The organism is Mesorhizobium sp. NZP2234, from assembly GCF_013170765.1.
Taxonomy (GTDB): Bacteria; Pseudomonadota; Alphaproteobacteria; order Rhizobiales; family Rhizobiaceae; genus Mesorhizobium; species Mesorhizobium loti_D.
The window spans coordinates 4,080,778-4,098,513 of record NZ_CP033364.1; the positions used below are offsets into that span (position 1 = coordinate 4,080,778).

Sequence of the window (17,736 nt, forward strand, 5' to 3'; positions counted from 1 at the left end):
CTGACTACTGACTACTGACTACTGACTACTCACTTCTTCTCATCAGCGCTTGGCGATCGGCACGTAGTCACGCTCCGGCGCGCCGGTGTAGAGCTGACGCGGGCGGCCGATCTTCTGGCGCGGATCCTCGATCATCTCCTTCCACTGCGCGATCCAGCCCACGGTGCGGGCGACCGCGAACAGCACGGTGAACATGGTGGTGGGGAAGCCCAGCGCCTTGAGCGTGATGCCGGAATAGAAGTCGACATTCGGATAGAGCTTCTTCTCGATGAAATAGGGATCGGTCAGCGCGATCTTTTCCAGTTCCATGGCGATGTCGAGCAGCGGATCGTCCTTGATGCCGAGTTCGCCCAAGACCTCGTGCGCCGTCTTCTGCATGATTTTCGCACGAGGATCGTAGTTCTTGTAGACGCGGTGGCCGAAACCCATCAGCCGGAACGGATCGTTCTTGTCCTTGGCGCGGGCGATGAATTCCGGGATGTGATCGACATGGCCGATCTCGCCCAACATGTTGAGCGCCGCTTCATTGGCGCCGCCATGGGCCGGGCCCCACAGGCAGGCGATGCCGGCGGCGATGCAGGCGAACGGGTTGGCGCCGGAAGAGCCGGCGAGGCGAACCGTAGAGGTCGAGGCATTCTGCTCGTGATCGGCGTGCAGGATGAAGATGCGCTCCATGGCGCGCGCCAGTACCGGGTTGATCTTGTACTCCTCGCACGGCACCGCAAAGCACATATGCAGGAAGTTTGCCGCGAAACCGAGATCGTTCTTCGGGTAAATAAAGGGCTGGCCGATGTGGTACTTGTAGGCCATGGCCGCGATCGTCGGCATCTTGGCGATCAGCCGCATGGAAGCGACCATGCGCTGGTACGGGTCGGAGATGTCGGTGGAGTCGTGATAGAAGGCCGACAGCGCGCCGACCACGCCGCACATCACCGCCATCGGGTGCGCATCGCGGCGAAAGCCGGTGAAGAAGCGCGACATCTGCTCGTGCACCATGGTGTGGCGCGTTACGCGGTAATCGAAATCGTCCTTCTGCGCCTTGGTCGGCAGTTCACCGTAGAGCAGGAGATAGCAGACTTCGAGGAAGTCGCCGTGTTCAGCCAACTGGTCGATCGGATAGCCACGATGCAAGAGGATGCCGGCATCGCCGTCGATGAAGGTGATTTCGGACTCGCAGCTTGCGGTCGAGGTGAAACCGGGGTCGTAGGTGAACGCGCCGGTGGTGCTGTAGAGCGAAGCGATGTCGATGACGTCAGGCCCGACGGAGCCGCTTCGCACCTTGAATTCATGGGTCTTGCCGGCGAATTCAAGCGTTGCCGTAGCTTCTTGGTTCTTGCCGCCCACATCCAGTTTTTTCGCAGCTTCGGTCATTGCAAACTCCTTCTTGTTTCCTCATGCCGGCAAAGGCAAATTTCTGCAGAGCGACACGTCGAAATCACCGCAATGCGCGTATTCGCCACCGCATTTTAGGAGGTGCGTGCCAGATTGGGCCAAGACCTAATGTTGCACTGCGAAACGCGCCTTTCAATGCCAATCTTCTTGGGCCAGTTTGCTCCTAATCGATTTGATCCGCTATGCGCGCCAGGCTCTCCTCGCGCCCAAGCACGGCAAGCACGTCGAACACACCCGGCGAGGTGCTTTTGCCAGTCAGCGCGGCCCGCAGGGGCTGGGCTACGGCGCCAAGCTTGTGGCCGCCGGCCAGCGCATAATCGCGGATCGCGGCCTCCGCCGCGGCAGCCGTCCAGTCGCCCGAAACCGCGTTCAAAGCTTCGTGAGCGCCACGCAGGATCTTGCGCGCTTCGTCGTTGAGCAAGAGCGTGGCCTTGTCGTCGAGCGGCAGCGGGCGCGTGGCGAACAGGAAGGCCGCGCCATCGACAAGCTCGACCAGCGTCTTGGCACGCTCCTTCAGCCCCGGAAGGGCTGCCAGCAACTGCGCCTTCTTCGTGTCGTCAAGGCGCGCGGCCATCGCCGGGCCGCCCTCGAGATAGGGCAGGGTGGCGATGAAGATGTCGAACAGTTCGGCATCGGCCATGCGGCGCATATGCGCGCCATTGATCGCTTCCAGCTTGGCGAAATCGAAGCGGGCCGCGCCCTTGTTGACGTCGCCAATGTCGAACCAGGAGATCATGTCCTTGATCGACATGATCTCGTCGTCGCCGTGGCTCCAGCCCAGGCGCGCCAGGTAGTTGAGCAGCGCCTCCGGCAGGTAGCCCATGGCCCGATAGGCCTCGACGCCGAGCGCGCCGTGACGCTTCGAAAGCTTGGCGCCGTCGGCGCCGTGGATCAGCGGGATATGCGACATCGACGGCACGTCCCAACCCATGGCATTGTAGATCACCGTCTGGCGGGCGGCATTCGTCAGGTGGTCGTCGCCGCGGATGATGTGCGTGACACCCATGTCGTGGTCGTCGACGACGACGGCATGCATGTAGGTGGGGTTGCCGTCCGAACGCAGGATGATGAAGTCGTCGAGATCCTTGTTGGGGAAGCGCACCTCGCCCTGGACGCGATCCTGGACGATCGTCTCGCCCTCGGTCGGCGCCTTGATGCGGATTGCGCCCTTGACGCCGGCTGGCGCCTCGGACGGATCGCGATCGCGCCACTGGCCATTGTAGCGCGGCGGCAGACCCTTGGCGCGAGCCGCCTCGCGCATCGCCTCCAGTTCGGCAGGCGTCTCGTAGCTGTAATAGGCCTTGCCCATGCGCACGAGCTCCTCCGCGACCTCGCGGTGGCGCGGGGCGCGCTCGAATTGCGAAACCGCATCGCCGTCCCAGCCAAGACCGAGCCAGGTGAGGCCGTCCAGGATGGCGGCCGTCGCGGCATCGGTCGAACGCTCGCGATCGGTGTCCTCGATGCGCAGCAGCATCGTGCCGGCGGTATGTTTGGCATAGAGCCAGTTGAACAGTGCCGTGCGCGCGCCTCCGATATGCAGGTAACCGGTGGGCGAGGGGGCAAAACGGGTGACGACCTTGTCGGACATGAAACTCTCGGAAACCATCTGAAGCGGGGCGCGGCGGCGCGGACTTTCGCGCGTCGCGCGTTCATGTAGCATAGGGCGTCAGGGGTGCAAGGGGCAGACCCGATGGCTGGACGTGGCCGGGGCTCGGATCAGGGCGAGGACGCTGTGGTTGGCGTCAGCGAACGCTCCCTGTTTGCGATCCCGCCGCCGGCCTCGCTGCCGCCATCTCCTCTCGTTCCCGGCTCCGGCAGCCAACCTTTGCCAGCGGGTACCCCAGCACAAATTCCGCCCGCCACTGGCAGGATTGCGCGTATCGGGCGGCAAATTGGCCAGGCCTCCTTGCCTCGCCTGCGCCACGGTGTGACGACGGCAGCGGAGCTGGAACTTGACCGAGGCATCGCCTTCCTGCTGGTGCCGGTCTGCCTGGCCGCTGGTGCGATCGGCTATTACGCGCTGGCGGCGGAGCCTGACTTTGCAAAGCCTGTGGCGATCGTCGTGCTGATGGCGATCTGTGCGCTTGTCTCGCGCTCCTGGCCGAGAACCCATCTGGCCTTCATGGCGGCATTGTTGTGCGCGTTGGGCCTGCTTGCCGCCAAGGTCGAGACCTGGCGGGCTGGCACCCGGATGCTGGGTTCGGAAATCTCGACGCAAGTGACCGGCCGTGTCGTCTCGCTCGACCGCATGGAGACCGGCCGCATCCGATTGACCATAGATGTGACGTCGACGGCCCGGCCAAAACTGCGTTACGCGCCGGAAAGGGTCCGGCTCTCGGCGCGCAAGATACCTGACGACATGATAGCCGGCTCGCTGATATCGGGCTATGCGAAGCTGCTGCCGCCGACAGGTCCGGTGCGGCCGGACAGCTACGATTTCTCGTTCGACAGCTACTTTGCCGGCATCGGTGGCAGCGGCTTCTTCCTTGGCAATCCAAGAATCATCTCCGCCGACGACAATGAGATGCCCCTGTCGGCCCGCCTGTTTTCAGGGATAGAAAATGCGCGCGAAGCCATCGCCGACCACATCAGGGGCGTTGTTGGCGGCGCCGAAGGCGAGATCGCGGCAGCGCTGATCGTTGGCGTGCGCGCCGGCATTCCCGATGAAATCAACGAATCAATGCGGCGCACCGGCATCTATCACATCATCTCCATTTCCGGACTGCATATGGCGCTGGTCGCCGGCACCATCATGGGGCTGTTGCGCGGTGCCTTCGCGCTGTTCCCGGATTTTTCCGCGCGTCGGTCGGTGAAGAAATACGCGGCCGCCGTGGCACTGTTGTCGATCGCCGCCTACCTCATCATCTCAGGCGTGGTCGTTGCCGCCGAGCGCAGCTTCATCATGCTGGCGGTAATGTTGATTGCCGTATTGTTCGATCGCGCCGCGCTGACCATGCGCAACCTCGCCATCTCGGCAATCGCCGTCATCGTGGTGTCGCCGCACGAGGTGGTCGGTCCAAGTTTCCAGATGTCTTTCGCCGCGACCGCCGCGCTGGTCGGCGCCTATGCCGGCTGGGCGGATCACCGTGCGGGAAAGGCAAGACCGCCGCCGCCAAAGCGGTCCCTGCCGGGCTTTCTCACGCGAAAATTCCTGCTGGCGACGGGCGGGTTGGCGATGACCTCCATCACTGCCGGCTGCGCCACGGCGCTGTTTGCCATCTGGCATTTCCAGCGTGTGTCACCGCTCAGCCTGTTCGCCAATCTCGCCGTCATGCCGATCGTTTCTCTGATTGTCATGCCTTTCGCTGTTCTCAGTTCTCTTGCGATGCCCTTTGGTGCCGATGGTCCCTTTCTCTACGTGATGGGCAAGGGGCTGACGGCCATGATCGCCATATCGGCGTGGATATCGGAACGCTCCCCCGTCGATGCGATCGGGCTGATTTCACAGCACTCGGTGCTGCTGGTGACGATCGCACTGGTCATCGCAACGATGGCGACGACATGGCTGCGGCTCGCGGCAGTGCCATTCGCGCTCGCCGGCCTGTTGACGGTGTCGGATACGCGCACGCCGGATGTGCTGATCTCGGAAGACGCGCGCCTGGTCGCGGTGCCGATCGGCGGTGGCGAACTCGCGGTCAGCCGGGCTCGCCCGAACGAATTCACCGTCGACAATTGGAAACGCGCGCTGGTCTCCGAAACAATTGTCGCACCGGAGATGTTCAACAAGGCAGAGGGACAATTCGATATTGCCGATGCCGTCAATCTGCCGCCAGGGGCGCCGTTTTATTGCACGGAGGGCATCTGTCTCGCCCGGCATCCGTCTGGCGCGATCATCGCGCATGTCGAAGACCGCAAGGCTACCTGGAAGGCCTGCGGCTTCGCCGACCTGATCGTTGTCAATGACGCGACGGGCTACGATGCCTGCCACAACCCGCTGGTTCTCGTCGTCACCAAACGGCAACTTGCACGCAAGGGCAGTGCCGCCGTCTTCTTCGACCGCCAATCGGCGACCAGTCCGCCAATCATCAGCTTCGCCGTGGACGGACCGTATCGACCCTGGCACGCGCAACGAAAGTTTTCGCGCGAGGCGAGGGGACTGCCGCCCTATCAAAAACCCGAAACGCCGGCCGCTCCTGCTCAGTAGCGCCTGATCAGCCCGACCAGCTTGCCTTGCACCTTGACCCTGTCCGGCCCGAAAATTCGCGTCTCGTAGGCCGGGTTGGCGGCTTCAAGGGCAATCGAAGCGCCCTTGCGGCGGAATCGCTTCAAGGTCGCTTCCTCCTCGTCTACCAGCGCCACGACGATCTCGCCCGGGCTCGCCGTATCGGCGTTGCGGATAATGACCGTGTCGCCATCGAAGATGCCGGCCTCGATCATCGAATCGCCCTTGACCTCCAGCGCATAGTGTTCGCCACCCATGATCATGTCCGGCGGCACCGAGATCGAATGCGTCTGATGCTGGATGGCATCGATCGGCACACCGGCGGCGATACGGCCCATCACCGGGATCGACACGGCGGCGACCGCGTCGTCGTCATTCCCGGCAAAGGGCAAGCGTGACGGCGCCGGCTTGATCTGGCGGCCAACGCCGCCCTGACCAAGACTGCCTTGAATGACGCTAGGCGAGAATTTCTTTGCCGCGTTGAGGCCTGGCGCGATCGAATCCGGCAGCCGCAGCACTTCCAATGCCCGCGCCCGGTTGGGCAGCCGGCGGATGAAGCCGCGTTCCTCGAGCGCCGTGATCAGGCGATGGATCCCTGACTTGGAGGCGAGATCGAGCGCTTCCTTCATCTCGTCAAAGGAGGGTGGGATACCGCTTTCCTTCAGCCGTTCATGAATGAACATCAGAAGTTCATGTTGCTTGCGCGTCAGCATGGCGCCCCCCAGGCATTGAACGAAGGGTGTGAATCGGAATCGAAAAACAAACCCAGAACAAACACTATCTGTTCCAGTTGTGTTCCGCAACTGTTTAAAGTTTAGTGAACTTGTTAAGACATCTGAAATTATCCGCCGCCGGCAGTGCGCAGCGATCGACCGCCTTCGCCGCCAACGCGGGCATTGAAATCATTTTGGTTAATCGCCTGTGGCCTACCTCTTGATGGACCTTGGCATCGGTTTCTCAACGGCGTCCAGAGGCTGGATTTGCGTCGCTGGTCGATCCATTCCTGGCGGAACGAAACGAAATCAAAACGCCAACGATCATGCCTCAAGAGCAAGAACGCTGAAGTCATCCCGAAATTGCCTTCAGGCTGCCGGCGCGTGCGGTATAATTGTTCGCGCCGCTGTCCTCGCTGTGAACGTAGACATGCAGCGTGTAGCCGATATGCGCCGTCATCAGCGCTTTCGCCCGCTCGACATCGCGATCGAGGGCCGCTTCCATGATCGCGGTGTGATGCTCGATCGCGATCGCCTCGCGCAGGGCGTCCATTGCCTCGCCATAGCCATGCTTGAGGCCGGCCGCCGCCCGCAATGTCGGCGCCAGTCCGAGAAAACGATGATGCCGCCGCAACTGATCGGCGATTGTCGAGCGGAAGCGCAACAGCCAGTTGGACGTCGCGGCACTCAGCAATGCCGCGTGAAAGGCCTCGTGGCTCTCGTCCCATTGGTCGACCGCGTCGTCAGAGGGGTCGTCGACCGCGGTCTTGCAGCGGGAGAGGCGGTAGTGAGCGGTGACAACCGCGTCCTCCCATTCCCTGCCGCCTTTCCCGATCGATTCCAGGAACAGCGGCATCTCCACAACCATCCTTGCGCGAGCCAGGTCCTCGAGTTCGGCCCGCGACACTGGAGCCACGGCAAAGCCGCGATTGCTGATGGCCGTAACCAGGCGCTCAGCCTCAAGCCGAGACAAGGCTTCACGCAGCGGTGTCCAGCCGACGCCGTATTGACCGCGCAGCGCGCTCAGCTTGAGCGGCGCGCCCGGCATGAGGCGTGTGGTCAGGATATCGCGCCGCAGCAACTGATAGGCAGCCTCGGTTTTCGTGGAGTTGTTCTGATCCTGCATCGCGATCCGTCCATCGTCGGGCATGTGGAAATTATATATGATGGTGGCCCATGGCAAGAATTATATATAATGTTTGACAGGTGACGACGGACTGACCATGATCGCCGCAGTTGCCGTCCCGATGAGCGGCGCTGATCAAATCTGGGAGGAAATGATGTTGAAGTCGAAATCCGCTTGGCTGTCGGGATTGGCCCTGGCAGGCGCATTGATGGTCAGCGCGGGGAGTGCCGCCGCCGACCAGATTCGCATCGGCATCGCCAATTTCGGCGAGCATCCGCAGCTCAACGCCGCCATAGCCGGGTTCAAGAAAGCGCTGACGGACAATGGCTTTGTCGAGGGCAAGGATGTCGTCTACACGGAGAGCCATACCAATTTCGATGCATCGCTAGTCCCGCAGATGATCGCCAAGCTGCAGGCGGAGCAGCCCAAGCTGATCTACACCATCACCACCCCGGTCTCGCAGATCGCCAAGAAGGCGCTTGCCGGTTCCGGTATTCCGATCGTCTTTGCCGCTGTCACCGATCCGGTCGCGGCCAAGCTGGTGCCGTCGTGGGACGCCGGAGACGAAGGCATGACGGGCGCCAGCGATCTGCAGGATGTCGCCGCTGTCATGGCCTTCACCAAGAAGCTGCTGCCGAATGCCAAGCGCTTCGGCGTCCCTTACAATCCTGGCGAGGCCAATGACGTTGCCTTGGTCGAGAAGATCAAGGCGGCCGCACCGGCGGCCGGTTTCGAGGTCGTGGAAGTCGGCATCGACAACGTCAATGACATCCAGCAGCGCATCGCCGCGCTCGCCGGCAAGGCAGACGTGATCTACGGCCCGGCTTCAAACCTGATCCAGCCGGCGATCGCCGCTGTCTCCGCGGCCGCTCGCCAGGCCGGAATCCCAATCGTCAACTCCGATGACAGCGCGGTCCGCAACGGCACGGTGCCGGCAAGCTTCGCGGTCAATTACACCCAGGTCGGCGTCAACGCCGGCAACATCGCCGCCGAAATCCTCAAGGGCAAGGATCCCAAGACGATCGCGCCGTCGCGCCCTGCCTACAAGGATCACATGGCAACGATTTCCCGCAAGGCGATGGCCGCGTTCGGCATGGAGATACCGGCGTCGATGGCCGACTGCGGCTGCATCGTCGACTGACATCGGCACTGAAGGATGACGGCGTCGGCGCCGTCATCCTGAGGTCAGGGAGGAACGATGCTCGAGATCCGATCCGCGTGCAAAGTATTCTACAAGGGCCAGGCCGATGAGAAGATCGCGCTGGACGGTCTCAGCCTGTCGCTGGCCACGGGCGAGTTCGGCATCGTCATCGGCTCCAACGGAGCCGGCAAGAGCAGCATGCTCAATGCCATTTCCGGAGCTCTTGTCCTGGATTCCGGCAGGATCCTGATCAATGGCGCCGACGTCACGGCCATGCCGGTGTACAAACGTGCCGCAAGATTGGCACGCGTCTTCCAGGATCCGATGCGCGGCACAGCCGCCAGCATGACGGTGGCGGAGAACATGCTGCTGGCCGACCTGCGCAGCCAAAAACGCACGCTGCGGCAAGGGCTGAACGCTACGCGGCTTGCATCCTACAAGGAGCGCCTGTCGATATTGGGCCTCGGCCTTGAAAATCGCCTCGATACCCGTGTCGACCTGCTCTCGGGCGGGCAGCGACAGTCGCTCTCGCTGATCATGGCCGTGGGCGGATCGCCGGACTTGCTGTTGCTCGACGAACATACGGCCGCGCTCGACCCGCGCACGGCCGAGATCGTCATGCAGGCGACGGTGCGGGCCGTCAACGCGCTGAAGCTGACGACCCTGATGGTGACCCACAACATGCAGCACCCCGTCGACTATGGCAGCCGGGTGATCATGCTCGATGCGGGCCGGGTCCTGCTTGAAGTCACCGGGGAAGAGAAGGCGAGGGTCACGGTCATCGACCTCATCGGCCATTTTTCGGTCAAGACCGACCGCATGTTGTTGGCGAGCTGATCATCATGGGTTTTGTTCAGGAGGTTCTCACCAGCTTCGTCGCGATCATACCGGTCACGCTGGCGCAAAGCCTGATCCTGGCCTTTGTCGTGCTCGGGATCATGATCCCGTTTCGCATGTTGAATTTTCCCGATCTGACCAGCGAAGGCGCGTTTCCGCTGGGTGGCTGCGTCTGCGGCGTGCTGCTGGCTGCCGGCGTATCGCCGCTGGCGGCCATCGCGGTTGCATTCGCGGCGGGCTTCGCGGCGGGCTGCTGCACCGCCTTCATCCATCTGCGTTTCCGCATCCACACACTTCTTGCGGGCATCCTGATGATGACGATGCTCTACAGCATCAACCTTCGCATCATGGGCAAGTCCAACCTCTCCGTCTTCGGCTCGCCCACCGTGTTCGACTGGGTGCCGTTCGCGCGGCCGGGTTTTCCGGCCAGCAAGATCGTTGTCGCCGGCCTCCTCGCGCTCATCGTCTTCATGGCGCTCTATATGTTTTTCAGGACCGAGAAGGGGACCGCTGTGCGTGCCGTGGGCGCCAATCCCGATATGGCCGAGGCTCAAGGCATCAATGTCTGGGCGGCGACCATTGGCGGTGTCGGACTGGCGAGTGCATTTTCGGCCTCGAGCGGCGCACTGATGGTGCAGTCGCAGGGCTTCGCCGACGTCAATATGGGGCTGGGGATTCTCATCAACGGCCTTGCCGCGCTGATGATCGGCGAGGCCGTCGTCGGCAAGCAGACGGTTTGGCGCCAACTGGTGGCGCCCTTCGCCGGCGCGATCATCTACTACCAACTGGTGTCGTTCTGCCTTGCCGCAGGCATGCCGCCTCCCGACCTGAAGCTTGCCACGGGCCTGTTCGTGCTCGCCATGCTTGCCCTGCCCAGCCTCAAGCGCGGCAGGGGCCCGGCACCGGCGCGCGAAGCGATCCGTGAATAATCAGACGTGAATAACCCCAGGGACGTCACAAATCATGCGTGCAACGCTCGATCTCGCGGCAGTGGAAGCCATGGATGCGGCGGATCCGCTGCGTGCCATGCGCGACCGGTTCATTTTGCCGGAAGGCGTGATCTATCTCGACGGCAATTCGCTGGGCGCCGCGGCGCCAGCCGTGTTCAATGAGCTGCAGAAGGCCGCGACGCAGGAGTGGGCGCAGGACCTCATCCGCGCCTGGAACACCGCCGGCTGGTTCGATATGCCGGTCGCGCTTGGCGACCAGCTGGGGCGCCTGATCGGCGCCGCGGCCGGCCAGACGGTGGTCTGCGACACGACGTCGATCAACATCTACAAGGTGCTGCATGCCGCCCTTGCCATGCGGCCGGACCGCACGGTGATCGTCGCCGAAGGCGACAGCTTTCCGACCGATCTCTACATGGCCGAAGGGGTCGCCTCGACGCGGCCGGGCACGGTGCTGCGGCTCGAGGGCGTCGATGCTCCGACCATTGAAGAGCTGATCGACGAGCGCGTCGCGGTGATCCTGGTCAACCACGTCAATTACAAATCCGGACAGCTGCGCGACATGGCGGCCCTGACGCGCAAGGCCCACCAGGCCGGCGCGCTGATCGTCTGGGATCTCTGCCACACCGCGGGAGCCTTGCCGGTCGAACTCGATGCCGCCAATGCCGATTTCGCCATCGGCTGCACCTACAAATATCTGAATGGCGGCCCCGGCGCGCCGGCCTTCATCTATGCCGCGACACGCCATCATGACCATGTCCATCAGCCGCTCAGCGGCTGGTGGGGCCATGCGCGGCCGTTCGCCTTCGAGCAGGGTTTTGCCGCCGGCAGCGGCATCCGCCGGTTCCTGTGCGGCACGCAGCCGGTGCTGTCGATGCGGGCGCTGAAGGGCGCGCTGGATATCTGGGACGAGGTCGACATGGCGGCGGTGCGCAAGAAGAGCATTGCCTTGACTGAGCTGTTCATCCGGCTCGTCGAAGCCAGATGCGGCGCCTATGGGCTCGAACTGGAAAGCCCACGCGACGGCAATGCGCGCGGCAGCCAGGTGTCGTTCCTCCATGCGCATGGCTACCAGGTGATGCGGGCCCTGATCGAGCGCGGCGTGATCGGCGATTTTCGCGCGCCGTCGACCATCCGTTTCGGCTTCACGCCGCTTTATGTCGGCTACAGGGACGTGTGGCGGGCGGTCGAGGTGCTGGAGGACATACTGCGCACCGGCGCCTGGCAGGAAGCGCGTTTCGCGGTCAAGACGGCGGTGACTTGAGACCTCAGAGCCGGGTGCGGACCGTCCACAGTTCGGGGAACAGCACGACCTCGAGCATCTTCTTGAGGTAGGAAGCGCCTGAGGTGCCGCCGGTGCCGCGCTTCAGGCCGATGATGCGCTCCACCGTGGTGACGTGGTTGAAACGCCAGCGGCGGAAATAATCCTCGAAATCGACCAGCTTTTCAGCCAGTTCGTAGAACATCCAGTAGCGCTGCGGATCGCGATAGACGGTCTGCCAGGCGACCAGGACCTCTTCATTCTCGGTCCGTGTTTCACGCCAGTCCGTGCGCTTGGCATCGGCGCCGATGTCGAACCCGTTGCGCGCCAACAGGAGCAGCGCTTCGTCGTAGAGCGACGGCTCGGCCAGGATCGCTTCCAACTTGCCGCTCAGGTCCGGTCGATGCTTGTGTGGGCCGAGCATTGCGAGGTTGCGGTTGCCGGCCATGAACTCGATGGCGCGATACTGCCAGGACTGGAAGCCGGAGGATTGGCCGAGCGCGTCGCGGAACTCGGTGTATTCGCTTGGCGTCATGGTCCGCAGCACGTCCCAGGCGTTGTTCAGCTGCTCGAAAATGCGCGCGACGCGCGACAGCATCTTGAAGCTCGGCTCAAGCCGATCAGCGCGGATGGAGCGGATCGCGGCGCCGATCTCATGCAGAGCGAGTTTCATCCACAGTTCCGAGGTCTGGTGCTGGATGATGAACAGCATCTCGTCATGCGCCGACGACAGCGGCGTCTGTGCCTCCAGCACTCTTTCCAGGTGCAGATAGTCGCTGTAGGACATGCGTTCCTTGAACGACATCTGCGCGCCTTCGGACGCCGGATCGTATGGCTCGCTCAATGGATTTTCTCCGTCCGCAGCCGGAAGCGCTGGATCTTGCCGGTCTGGGTCTTGGGCAGCGCGGCGATGAACTTGACCGATCGTGGATATTTGTAAGGTGCGATCGTCGCCTTGACGTGGTCCTGCAGGCGCTTGACGGTCAATGCATCTGATGCCACGCCTTGCACCAGCACAACATGAGCCTCGACGATCTGGCCGCGCTCGCCATCCTCGGCGCCAATCACGGCGCATTCGGCGACATCGGGATGCGACAGCAACGCCGCCTCGACCTCGGGGCCGGCGATGTTGTAGCCGGCGCTGACGATCATGTCGTCGGAGCGCGCGGCGAAGTGGAAGAAGCCGTTCTCGTCCTGGGTAAACGTGTCGCCGGTAAGGTTCCAGCCGTCGCGCACATAGTCCTTCTGCCTGTCATCGGCCATGTAGCGGCAGCCGGTCGGCCCGCGCACCGCCAGCCGTCCGGGCTCGCCGCGCGGCACCTCGCGCATCGCGTCGTCGACGATGCGCGCTTCGTAGCCGGCTACCGGCTTGCCGGTGGACGCGGGCTTCATGTCGTCAAAACGGTTGGAGATGAAGATGTGCAGCATTTCGGTGGCGCCGATGCCGTCGAGGATAGGCTTGCCGGTCTTCCTCGTCCATTCCTCGAAGACAGGAGCCGGCAGGGTCTCGCCGGCCGAAACGGCGACGCGCAGCGATGAAAGGTCGGCGCCCTCATCCATGGCCTTCAGCATGGCGCGATAGGCGGTCGGCGCAGTGAAGGAGATGGTCGCCTTGTAGGTCTCGATGATGTGGATCATGTTGGGCGGCGTCGCCTGTTCCAGCAGTGTCGCCGCCGCGCCGAAGCGCAAGGGGAAGATGGCGAGGCCGCCAAGGCCGAAGGTGAAGGCGAGTGGCGGCGAGCCGACAAAGATGTCGTCCGGCGTGACCTGGAGGATTTCGCGCGCATAGGCGTCGGCGATGATCAGGAGGTCGCGGTGGAAATGCATCGTTGCCTTCGGCACGCCCGTCGTGCCCGAGGTGAAGCCGAGCAGGGCGACGTCGTCGCGGCCGGTTTCGACGGCAGTGAAGGTGACCGGCTTGTCGAGGGCGGCGCGATCGAGCTCGGCATCATGATTGGCGGTGCCATCGAAGCCGATCACCTGCTTGAGGAACGCACTGTCCTTGGCGCAGGCGGTCATCTCGTCCATCAGCCTGGAGTCGCAGAGCGCGGTGGTGATCTCAGCCTTGTCGACGATCTTGGTGAGTTCGCCGGAGCGCAGCATCGGCATGGTGTTGACGACGACGGCGCCGACCTTGGTGGCGGCCAACCAGCAGGCGACCATTGCGGGGTTGTTGGCGGAGCGGATCAGCACCCGGTTGCCCGGTTTGACGCCATAATTCTCGACCAGCGCATGGGCCAGCCGGTTCGTCCAGTCGGACAGTTCCTTGTAGGTGCGGCGGCGGCCATTGCCGATCAGCGCGGTGTGGTCGCCGAGGCCCTTCTCGACCAGCCTGTCGGTCAATTCGACGCCGGCGTTGAGGCGGTCGGGATAGTCGAAGCCATCGAGCAGGAAGTCCGGCCACTGATCCGGCGGCGGCAGGTGATCGCGCGTGAACGTGTCGATATGCGCTGAAGGCCCAAGCATGTCGCCGCCATCCCATTTGCTGCCTGGCCAGTGCGCGAAGCACCTGTCCGAGGTGGTGGATCTGAAGTTCCCGTCTATTCGCGAGAGGCTTCGTGCAGCCAGCTACACCTGTTCGGCGACGCCACCGGGAGGGGTGAACATCCGCAGGTTTGGACAGCACAGCAGACCTCCCATTGTCGGCTGTTCGTGAAGCAGGATCGCACCAGTCGAAATTTGTTTCAAGCCTAAAATGTTTTGCGCTGAAGCATTGACGCATGGCATGGTGGTGGCCATTGCTAGCGCGAAAACCGAAGTGCTTGGGGGAGGGTGCGGATGCTTGGACATCGCGTCGAAGATTGGGACAACGCCTACGCCAACGGCGCGAATATTGCCCGCAGTGACCGCTGGCCGGCCGCGTGGACGGAGCCCGCGCAAGCCTTTCGCGACGCTATGTCGGCGCAAGGCCGGGCACGCATCGACATCGCCTATGGTGAGCAACCACGCAATCGGTTCGATCTTTTCCTTCCAGAGGCTTCGCCCAGGGGCCTCGTCGTGTTCATCCATGGCGGTTACTGGATGGAGTCCGACAAGAGCACCTGGTCGCACCTGGCCAAGGGCTCGGTCAGCAGCGGTTTCGCCGTGGCGATGCCGTCCTACACGCAATGCCCAGACATACGCATCACCGGCATCGTACGTGAGATCGGCGTGGCGATCGGCACGGCGGCGGCAATGGTGGACGGACCGCTGATGCTGACCGGGCATTCGGCCGGCGGACATCTCGCCAGCCGCATGGTGACCATATCAACGCCTTTGGCCGCCAATGTGGCAAAGCGCATACGCCATGTCGTTTCGATTTCGGGCCTCCATGACCTGCGCCCGCTCATGCGCACCAGCATGAACGAGTCCCTGGCAATCGACGAAGCCGAAGCCCAGGCCGAAAGCCCGGCGTTGCTGCGCCCCATGGATGGCGTTCGCATCACCTGCTGGGCCGGCGGCGGGGAACGGTCCGAGTTCCTGCGCCAGAATGCGCTGCTGGCCAACATCTGGACCGGGCTTGGCGCCGTTACCAGCACCGTGGTTGAGCCCGACCGGCATCATTACGACGTCCTCGATGGCCTAGCCGATCCAGCGCATGGGCTGACGCGAACCTTGATCTCGGAATAGCCGAGATGATTTTTACATATTATCAGCGATTTATGAGACGGTTCTTCAGCGTAACATAAGCACGCTGCAGGAGTCTCCCGCAGCGGATGCGGAAGCAAAAGGAGCCCGCACGATCAAACCGTTGGCGTCGGAGAGCATCCTCAGCATGGAGGAATCCTGGATGCCGAACGGCGTCGCCACCAGTCCGCCATCCTCCTCCTTGACCACCGCCCGCACATAATCCTGGCGCAGGTCATTGGCCGGCATCCCGACGCCCAGCCGTGCCTGACGAATGTCCTGCCGATGGTTGCGGCCGCCGAGCCTTGCCAGAAGCGGTTTCAGGAACAATTGCGAGCAGACCAGGCTTGCCACAGGGTTGCCGGGCAGCCCGATGCACCTGATGTCGCCTAGGCGCCCGAACATCAGCGGTTTGCCGGGGCGCATGGCTATTTTCCAGAAGCCGAGCGTCATGCCTTCGCCGGTCAGCACGTCATGGATCAAGTCGTGGTCGCCGACCGACGCGCCGCCAAGGGTGACGATGACATCCGCACCGGCCGCGACCGCCTTCCTGACCAGCGCGACAATGGTCTCCTGGCGGTCAGCGGCGATGCCAAGATCGAGCGCGCGGGCGCCGACCGATTGCGCGGCGGCAGCAACGCCATAGGCGTTGGACGAGATGATCTGGTCCGGCCCGAGTTCGCTGCCGGGCGGTAACAACTCGTCACCGGTGGCGATGATGGCGACCAGTGGCCGTTTGACCACGCTCACCCGCGGATGATTGGCTGATGCCGTCAGCGAAAGCGCCGCCGGATCCAGCATCCGGCCTCTTTCCAGCAAGACGTCGCCTTTGGAAAAGTCGAGCCCGACGCGGCGGATGTTGCGCCATTCGGCGGTGGGCTCGATCACTTCGATGTTGCCACCGCCAAGATCCCGGACATTTTCCTGGATGACGATGGTGTCGGCGCCCTCAGGCAGCGGGGCGCCGGTGAAGATGCGCACCGCCTGGTGTTCGCCGACCGTGCCGTCAAAGCCACGGCCGGCCGGCGCCATGCCGATCACCGAGAGTTTCGATGGCACTGACGCCACATCGGCCGCTCGCGCGGCATAACCATCCATGGCCGAGGCATTGAAAGGCGGCTGGGTGCGAAGCGCCACGACCGGTTCGGCCAGCACGCGATCGACCGCCTCGATGAGGGGAACGCTTTCGCCGGTCAGCGGCGCGGCACCATCAAGAAGGCGTTCGAGCGCCTCCGCGACCGGGACCAGCGCCATCAGGCGTCGGCCTTGTAGTCGCCGGACTTGCCGCCGGTCTTCTCGACCAGCCGAATGCCCGAGATGACCATGGCGCGGTCCACCGCCTTGGCCATGTCGTAAATGGTCAGGCAGGCCACGGAAGCGGCGGTCAGTGCTTCCATCTCGACGCCCGTCTTGCCGGTGACGCGCGCCAATGCGGTCACTTTCAGGCCGGGCAGCGCATGGTCGGGCTCGATGTCGACGGAAACCTTGGTCAGGAGCAGCGGATGGCAGAGCGGGATCAGCTCATGCGTCTTCTTCGCCGCCATGATGCCGGCGATGCGCGCGGTACCGAGCACATCGCCTTTCTTGGCATTGCCGGCGAGGATGGTTGCCAGCGTCTCGGCTCGCATCGAGACGAACCCTTCAGCGATCGCGGTGCGCGTTGTCTCGTCCTTGTCGCCGACATCGACCATGTTGGCCTCGCCCTGGGCGCCGAGATGGGTGAGGGCCGATGTCATGGTCAGGCGGCCTCTACCGCCGCCTTGCCCGTCAAAAGCAGGTGGGTCGCCGCGGTGACATCCTGTTGCCGCATCAGGCTCTCGCCGACGAGGAAGGTGCCGATGCCGCTTTTCTGCATCCTGAGGCAATCGTCATGGGTAAAAATCCCGCTCTCGCTGACCAGCAGGCGGTCGCCCGGCACCATTGTCGCCAGCCGCTCGGAAGTCTGAAGACTGGTTTCGAATGTTCTCAGATTGCGGTTGTTGATGCCGATCAACCGCGACGACAGTTTTACCGCACGCTGTGTTTCGGCCTCGTCATGCACCTCGATCAGCGCATCCATGCCGAGTTCGAATGCGGTCGCTTCCAATTCGCTTGCCAAGGCATCGTCGACACTGGCCATGATGATCAGGATGGCATCGGCGCCCCAGGCGCGCGCCTCGTACACTTGATAGGGATCAAACAGGAAATCCTTGCGCAGCGCGGGCAGGGCGACTGCAGCCCGTGCACTGGTGAGGAACTCCGGAGCGCCCTGGAAGGACGGTGCGTCGGTCAGGACCGAAAGACAGGCGGCACCGCCTTTCTCGTAGGCCCGGGCCAATGCCGGTGGATCGAAATCGGCCCGGATCAGCCCTTTGGAAGGGCTTGCCTTCTTGATTTCGGCAATCAGGGCGAAGCCGCCTGATCCGCGCTTCGCCTCGAGGGCCGCGAGAAAGCCGCGCGGCGCGTCCGCATCTCTTGCGCGCGCCTTGATCTCGGCCAGCGGCACGCGTGCCTTGGCGGCGGCGATCTCCTCGCGTTTGTAGGCCTCGATCTTGCGCAGAATATCAGACAC

The 17,736-nt window shown here is 63.3% G+C and carries 15 protein-coding genes; 6 read left to right on the forward strand and 9 right to left on the reverse strand.

From position 1 onward, the window contains the following. Positions 1-42: 42 nt before the first annotated feature. Positions 43-1,371, reverse strand: coding sequence for a citrate synthase (gltA, locus tag EB230_RS20115; RefSeq protein WP_056577025.1), 1,329 nt, complete (start codon positions 1,369-1,371; stop codon positions 43-45). A 184-nt stretch (positions 1,372-1,555) separates the two neighbouring features. Next, positions 1,556-2,980 carry a glutamate--tRNA ligase gene (gene gltX / locus EB230_RS20120; protein ID WP_172373740.1) on the reverse strand — a complete coding sequence of 475 codons (1,425 nt, stop codon included), beginning with the start codon at positions 2,978-2,980 and terminating at the stop codon, positions 1,556-1,558. A 102-nt stretch (positions 2,981-3,082) separates the two neighbouring features. Between gltX and EB230_RS20125 the strand changes: the two genes are divergently transcribed. Beyond that, positions 3,083-5,536: a ComEC/Rec2 family competence protein gene (locus tag EB230_RS20125; RefSeq protein WP_172373742.1), complete on the forward strand. Its 2,454-nt coding sequence runs from the start codon at positions 3,083-3,085 to the stop codon at positions 5,534-5,536. Here EB230_RS20125 and lexA read toward each other — a convergent pair. Both lexA and EB230_RS20135 read right to left on the reverse strand, forming a co-directional pair. Beyond that, complete coding sequence (gene lexA, locus EB230_RS20130; RefSeq protein ID WP_056577032.1) at positions 5,530-6,267, reverse strand: transcriptional repressor LexA; 738 nt, start codon at positions 6,265-6,267, stop codon at positions 5,530-5,532. The two genes, EB230_RS20125 and lexA, sit on opposite strands and share 7 nt — an antisense overlap. Positions 6,268-6,619: 352 nt before the next feature. Then, a complete protein-coding gene (locus EB230_RS20135; RefSeq protein ID WP_172373744.1) occupies positions 6,620-7,393 on the reverse strand; it encodes a GntR family transcriptional regulator in 774 nt (257 codons plus the stop codon). 154 nt (positions 7,394-7,547) lie between these two features. On the opposite strand from EB230_RS20135, the gene EB230_RS20140 reads away from it, so the two are divergent. From EB230_RS20140 to kynU, 4 genes are read left to right on the forward strand one after another with little or no spacing between them, the layout of a single operon-like run. Beyond that, positions 7,548-8,534 carry an ABC transporter substrate-binding protein gene (locus tag EB230_RS20140; protein ID WP_172375133.1) on the forward strand — a complete coding sequence of 329 codons (987 nt, stop codon included), beginning with the start codon at positions 7,548-7,550 and terminating at the stop codon, positions 8,532-8,534. Positions 8,535-8,591: 57 nt separating this feature from the next. Further along, complete coding sequence (locus EB230_RS20145) at positions 8,592-9,371, forward strand: ABC transporter ATP-binding protein (RefSeq protein WP_172373746.1); 780 nt, start codon at positions 8,592-8,594, stop codon at positions 9,369-9,371. A gap of 5 nt (positions 9,372-9,376) precedes the next feature. Then, complete coding sequence (locus tag EB230_RS20150) at positions 9,377-10,300, forward strand: ABC transporter permease (RefSeq protein WP_172373748.1); 924 nt, start codon at positions 9,377-9,379, stop codon at positions 10,298-10,300. Positions 10,301-10,334: 34 nt separating this feature from the next. Next, a complete protein-coding gene (kynU, locus tag EB230_RS20155) occupies positions 10,335-11,582 on the forward strand; it encodes a kynureninase (RefSeq protein WP_172373750.1) in 1,248 nt (415 codons plus the stop codon). Between the two features lie 4 nt (positions 11,583-11,586). On the opposite strand, the gene kynA is transcribed toward kynU, so the two are convergent. Together kynA and EB230_RS20165 are read right to left on the reverse strand one after the other, a co-directional pair. Further along, positions 11,587-12,423, reverse strand: a complete 837-nt coding sequence (gene kynA, locus EB230_RS20160; RefSeq protein ID WP_246738822.1) for a tryptophan 2,3-dioxygenase — start codon at positions 12,421-12,423, stop codon at positions 11,587-11,589. Continuing rightward, positions 12,420-14,045, reverse strand: coding sequence for an AMP-binding protein (locus EB230_RS20165; RefSeq protein WP_172373752.1), 1,626 nt, complete (start codon positions 14,043-14,045; stop codon positions 12,420-12,422). Before EB230_RS20165 ends, kynA begins: the two co-directional genes overlap by 4 nt. Before the next feature lie 312 nt (positions 14,046-14,357). Here EB230_RS20165 and EB230_RS20170 point away from each other — a divergent pair, with 312 nt between their 5' ends. Continuing rightward, positions 14,358-15,188: an alpha/beta hydrolase gene (locus EB230_RS20170; protein ID WP_172373754.1), complete on the forward strand. Its 831-nt coding sequence runs from the start codon at positions 14,358-14,360 to the stop codon at positions 15,186-15,188. Positions 15,189-15,233: 45 nt separating this feature from the next. On the opposite strand, the gene glp is transcribed toward EB230_RS20170, so the two are convergent. Genes glp through trpC form a run of 3 tightly spaced genes read right to left on the reverse strand, consistent with a single transcriptional unit; the run spans position 15,234 to position 17,736 of the window. Then, on the reverse strand, positions 15,234-16,439 hold the full coding sequence (gene glp, locus EB230_RS20175) for a gephyrin-like molybdotransferase Glp (protein WP_172373756.1): 1,206 nt from the start codon (positions 16,437-16,439) through the stop codon (positions 15,234-15,236). Beyond that, positions 16,439-16,921 (reverse strand): cyclic pyranopterin monophosphate synthase MoaC, encoded by a 483-nt coding sequence (gene moaC / locus EB230_RS20180; protein WP_172373758.1) that lies wholly within the window; start codon positions 16,919-16,921, stop codon positions 16,439-16,441. The genes glp and moaC overlap by 1 nt, the downstream gene beginning before the upstream one ends. 2 nt (positions 16,922-16,923) lie before the next feature. Beyond that, entirely contained in the window at positions 16,924-17,736 is an 813-nt protein-coding gene (trpC, locus tag EB230_RS20185; protein WP_172373760.1) for an indole-3-glycerol phosphate synthase TrpC, read from the reverse strand.

What these genes read in the sequence shown, in the direction of transcription:
- gltA (WP_056577025.1), bottom strand. Translation starts at nt 1,371, where the DNA reads ATGACCGAAGCTGCGAAAAAACTGGATGTGGGCGGCAAGAACCAAGAA.
- gltX (WP_172373740.1), bottom strand. Translation starts at nt 2,980, where the DNA reads ATGTCCGACAAGGTCGTCACCCGTTTTGCCCCCTCGCCCACCGGTTAC.
- EB230_RS20125 (WP_172373742.1), top strand. Translation starts at nt 3,083, where the DNA reads ATGGCTGGACGTGGCCGGGGCTCGGATCAGGGCGAGGACGCTGTGGTT.
- lexA (WP_056577032.1), bottom strand. Translation starts at nt 6,267, where the DNA reads ATGCTGACGCGCAAGCAACATGAACTTCTGATGTTCATTCATGAACGG.
- EB230_RS20135 (WP_172373744.1), bottom strand. Translation starts at nt 7,393, where the DNA reads ATGCAGGATCAGAACAACTCCACGAAAACCGAGGCTGCCTATCAGTTG.
- EB230_RS20140 (WP_172375133.1), top strand. Translation starts at nt 7,548, where the DNA reads ATGTTGAAGTCGAAATCCGCTTGGCTGTCGGGATTGGCCCTGGCAGGC.
- EB230_RS20145 (WP_172373746.1), top strand. Translation starts at nt 8,592, where the DNA reads ATGCTCGAGATCCGATCCGCGTGCAAAGTATTCTACAAGGGCCAGGCC.
- EB230_RS20150 (WP_172373748.1), top strand. Translation starts at nt 9,377, where the DNA reads ATGGGTTTTGTTCAGGAGGTTCTCACCAGCTTCGTCGCGATCATACCG.
- kynU (WP_172373750.1), top strand. Translation starts at nt 10,335, where the DNA reads ATGCGTGCAACGCTCGATCTCGCGGCAGTGGAAGCCATGGATGCGGCG.
- EB230_RS20165 (WP_172373752.1), bottom strand. Translation starts at nt 14,045, where the DNA reads ATGCTTGGGCCTTCAGCGCATATCGACACGTTCACGCGCGATCACCTG.
- EB230_RS20170 (WP_172373754.1), top strand. Translation starts at nt 14,358, where the DNA reads ATGCTTGGACATCGCGTCGAAGATTGGGACAACGCCTACGCCAACGGC.
- glp (WP_172373756.1), bottom strand. Translation starts at nt 16,439, where the DNA reads ATGGCGCTGGTCCCGGTCGCGGAGGCGCTCGAACGCCTTCTTGATGGT.
- moaC (WP_172373758.1), bottom strand. Translation starts at nt 16,921, where the DNA reads ATGACATCGGCCCTCACCCATCTCGGCGCCCAGGGCGAGGCCAACATG.